A 3,863-nucleotide genomic window follows, 5' to 3' on the forward strand; every position below is an offset into this window, starting at 1 on the left:
ATCCGCGTTCTGGCGAATCGAAGCGGTCGCCTGCTCCAGCGTGGCCGAGGTTTCCTCCACCGACGCCGCCTGCTCCGAAGACGACTGCGACAGACTTTGCGAAGTGGCCGACACCTGCGTGGACGCCGAGAGCAGTTGCTCGGCAGACGAACGCACCGAGCCGATGACCGAAGTCAGCCGCCCGACCATCTCGCTCAAAGCAGCGAGCAACTGCCCGGTTTCATCCTTCGAGGTGGAAGCCACCCGCACCGACAGATCGCCTTCGGCGACACGCTGGGCGACGGAAACGGCTTCGGCCAGAGGGCGAATCACCAGGCGGCGAAGAAGAAAGGCGGTGACGCCGAGTATCAGCAGAACCATGATCGACCCACCCATCAGAATGGGCAGAACCCGCTCCCAGGTGTGGCTGGCAACGACGGATTTCGCGTAACGGGTGGTGACGGTGAAGCCCCAACCGGGTATGGCTTTCGATGACGTGATCCAGTCGTCCGGGTTGATCTGGGCTGGCATATTGGACGTGGCGAAAATCACTTTGCCGGACTTGTCGGTCACGTCCAGATTGCCGCCATACAGCAGTTGCAGCTTGCTGACTTCGTTTTTGATGGCGTCGATCTGCGCCTTGTAGCCGACGTACCAGATGCCGATGATTTTGCCGCTGGCGTCGCGCATGGGCTCATAGCCGGTGATGTAGGGATTGCCCAGAATCTGCACTACGCCATAAAACGCTTTGCCATCGCGGATGTCGGCAATCACCTTGCCTTTGGGATCGAGCAGGGTGCCGATGGCGCGGGTGCCGTCCGGCTTTTTGACATTGGTGCTCACGCGCACAAAGTCGTCACCGCTGCGCACGAACAGGGTGGCGGTGCCGCCAAACAGCTTGGTTACGCCGTCCACCAGGCCGAACTGGTTGACCTCGCTGGTCTTGCCAAACTGCAGATCGGGCAGCATTTTTCCGCCCAGCTCCACTGGCGCGCCCAGCGAAGGCGCGCCGAGCTGCGCGCCACGCTCGGTCAGCAGGCGCATGGAGCCATGCACCTGCTCGTTGAGCAGATTCTTGGTGATGTCAAGCGTGCGCACGATTTCGCCCATCTGCTGCTGCGATTCACGTTGAATCTCCACGCCGACGTTGTGTTGCGCGTTGCGCACCATCAGGAACGAGCCGGTGGCGACCACGACGATCACCAGCAAGGCGATCGGCGCAAGGATGCGGAACTGAAGACGTTGATGCAAAGCGAGGGTCATGGCGTGCTCTGGTCGATGAAAAGAGGGGAGAAAAATCGGTTAAAAAAGAAATCAGGCGGCCATATGCGAGGCGCTGGCCAGACCCGCCATGTCTTCGACCGACAGCACACGGCCCACATCGAGCAGGATGATGAAGCCGGCGTCGGTGCGCGCCATGCCGCGGATGAACTCTTGCCGCAGGCCGGTGCCGAAGCTCGGCGCCGGTTCGATCTGGCCGGCTTCCATATCGAGTACGGCGTTGACCGCATCGACCAGCACGCCGATGGCCAGCGGCCCGTCTTCGCCCTCGATTTCAACGATGACGATGCAGGTGCGAGCCTGCAAGGCGGTGGGCGCGCGGCCGAAGCGCTGCGCCAGATCGATTACCGGCACCACGTTGCCCCGCAGGTTGATCACGCCGTGCACAAAGGCCGGCATCATCGGCACTGTGGTCGGGCGGGTGTATTCCAGAATTTCCCGTACCCGCAGAATGTCCAGACCATAGATCTCGTTCTGCAAGGTGAAGGTCAGGTACTGGCCGCTGGTGGGCTGGGCGTTGCCCGCCAGTTGCAGGGCAGGGGTGAAAGACGGATGCGCGATGGCGGTCGTCATATGGGGCTCCTTGGAAAATAGGCTGATCAGAATTTGACGAAGTCGCCCGCACCGGCCGCAGCCAGGGTGGGGCGCGGCGTGGCAGCGGGTCGGCGCGCGGGGGCCGTTGCTGTGCGCGACTGGGCTACGGCTGGCGTCGCTTGGGCGTCGGTTTTGAACTGGCTGATGAGGTCTTGCAGACCGCTGGCCTGCGCATTCATCTCTTCGGCGGTGGCCGCGAGTTGTTCCGAAGCCGAGGCGTTCTGCTGGGTGACGGCTGAGAGCTGGGCGACGGCCTGATTGATCTGCTGCATGCCGGTGGACTGCTCCGTGGTCGCTGCGGAGATTTCCTGGACGAGACCGTAGTTCTTCGTCTTCAGAGTGACCAATTCAGAAATCAGGTGAGTGGCGTGATCGGCGTGCTTGACCGTTGTAGAGGCCAGATCGCCGATTTCCTTGGCTGCGGATTGACTTTTCTCGGCCAGCTTGCGCACCTCCGCGGCCACCACGGCAAAGCCCTTGCCATGTTCTCCGGCGCGGGCCGCTTCAATCGCCGCATTCAAAGCCAGCATATTGGTCTGGTACGCAATGTCATCGATCAGAGAAATGCGATCCGCGATGGTTTGCATGGCGGTGGAAGCCTGCCCAACGGCGGTTTTACTGCTGTCGGCATGTTGCAGTACCTGTTGGGCGAGCGCATCGGCCGCAGAGGCGTTGTCCGCGTTCTGGCGTATCGAGGCAGCGGCCTGCTCGACGGTCGCCGAGGTTTCTTCCACCGAAGCGGCCTGTTCCGAAGACGACTGCGACAGGCTTTGCGAAGTGGCCGACACCTGCGTGGACGCCGAGAGCAGTTGCTCGGCCGACGAACGCACCGAGCCGATGGTCTGGGTAAAACGGTCGATCATCTTTTGTGCGGAGGCCATGACCTGACCGATTTCGTCGTTGCTGCGGCGGTCCATGCGAACCGTCAAGTCACCCTGCTCAAGCCGTGCAAACACAGCGAAGGCGTTGCGCATCGAGGCGTTGGTGCGGCGGGTGATGAACAGCGCCAGCGCCACCAGCAGGGCAATGCCGATGACCGAGATGATGAGGCCCTGCGTGCTGTAAGCCCAAGCGGCCGCGCTCACGTCATCGACATACACCCCGGTGCCGATCACCCAGTGCCAAGGCGCGAAATTGATCGCGTAGGCCACTTTCGGGAAGGCCTCTTGGGTGGCGCCGCCGCCCGCAACGGGCTTGGGAAAGCGGTACTCGAAAATGCCGCCATCGGGATTTTTTGCCGCGAGGTTCTGCGCGGTGTAGAGGTTCATCTTGCCGTCGGTATCAACCGGCTTGGCCTCCAGCCCGGGGCGATAGCCGGTGGCGTTGTCGAACTTGGGCAGATCGAGCACCTTGCCGATGAGCGCGGGCACCGTGGGGTGCATCAGCATGGTTGGCACCGGGGTGGTGTCGGTGGTGATCCAGAAGTAGCCGTCTTTCTTTGCGCCGTAGCGCATGTCCTTGACGGCGGCCATCGCCTGGGTTTGGGCCTGCTGCGTGGTCAGCTTGCCGGCCTGCGCCTGCTGGTAGTAATACTGAATCACGCCCTCAGCGGTTTGCGTGGCGTTGCGCAGCATGAACTCGCGCTCGGTCAGAATGGACGACTGCAAGCGGCTCACATTGAGCAGGGTGATGCCGATCATTCCGAGAATGAACAGCGCGGATAGCAGCAACAGGCTGCGGCGAATGTCGAGCTTGAAGCCCTGTCTGGATCGCATGAGAGTTCCTTGTGAACGGAAGGTGAGTGGGTGAATGGGTGTGTTGAGATTTAGAACCGCACGAACTCCGGCTGCAGTTGCGTGAGCACCGGCAGGCTGTCCTCGGTAGCCGCCCGGGCCTTACCCGCAGCAGGCCGTACGGCCGCTTTAGCCGCCGTGACCTGCGTTTCCTGGCTGAGCCGGAAGCCCGCCATGCTTTCCTGCAAAGCCTGCGCCTGCGCATTCATCTCTTCTGCGGTGGCCGCGAGTTGTTCCGAAGCCGAGGCGTTCTGTTGAGTGACGGCTGAGAGCTGC

Annotated in this window: 3 protein-coding genes and 1 pseudogene; all 4 read right to left on the reverse strand. The window is 62.1% G+C overall.

The features are described 5' to 3' along the window. Positions 1 to 1,242 (reverse strand): methyl-accepting chemotaxis protein (locus tag B7X30_RS15030; RefSeq protein WP_286731682.1); only part of this gene is annotated, 1,242 nt, incomplete at its 3' end. Positions 1,243 to 1,293: 51 nt separating this feature from the next. Continuing rightward, complete coding sequence (locus B7X30_RS15035; RefSeq protein ID WP_286731685.1) at positions 1,294 to 1,833, reverse strand: chemotaxis protein CheW; 540 nt, start codon at positions 1,831 to 1,833, stop codon at positions 1,294 to 1,296. 26 nt (positions 1,834 to 1,859) lie between these two features. After that, positions 1,860 to 3,569, reverse strand: a complete 1,710-nt coding sequence (locus B7X30_RS15040) for a methyl-accepting chemotaxis protein (RefSeq protein WP_286731688.1) — start codon at positions 3,567 to 3,569, stop codon at positions 1,860 to 1,862. A gap of 50 nt (positions 3,570 to 3,619) precedes the next feature. Continuing rightward, a pseudogene (locus B7X30_RS15045) lies at positions 3,620 to 3,863 on the reverse strand (methyl-accepting chemotaxis protein); the annotation flags it as partial.

This window comes from Thiomonas sp. 13-64-67 (genome assembly GCF_002282795.1).
In the GTDB taxonomy this organism is placed as follows: Bacteria; Pseudomonadota; Gammaproteobacteria; order Burkholderiales; family Burkholderiaceae_C; genus Thiomonas; species Thiomonas arsenitoxydans.

What these genes read in the sequence shown, in the direction of transcription:
- B7X30_RS15035 (WP_286731685.1), bottom strand. Translation starts at nt 1,833, where the DNA reads ATGACGACCGCCATCGCGCATCCGTCTTTCACCCCTGCCCTGCAACTG.
- B7X30_RS15040 (WP_286731688.1), bottom strand. Translation starts at nt 3,569, where the DNA reads ATGCGATCCAGACAGGGCTTCAAGCTCGACATTCGCCGCAGCCTGTTG.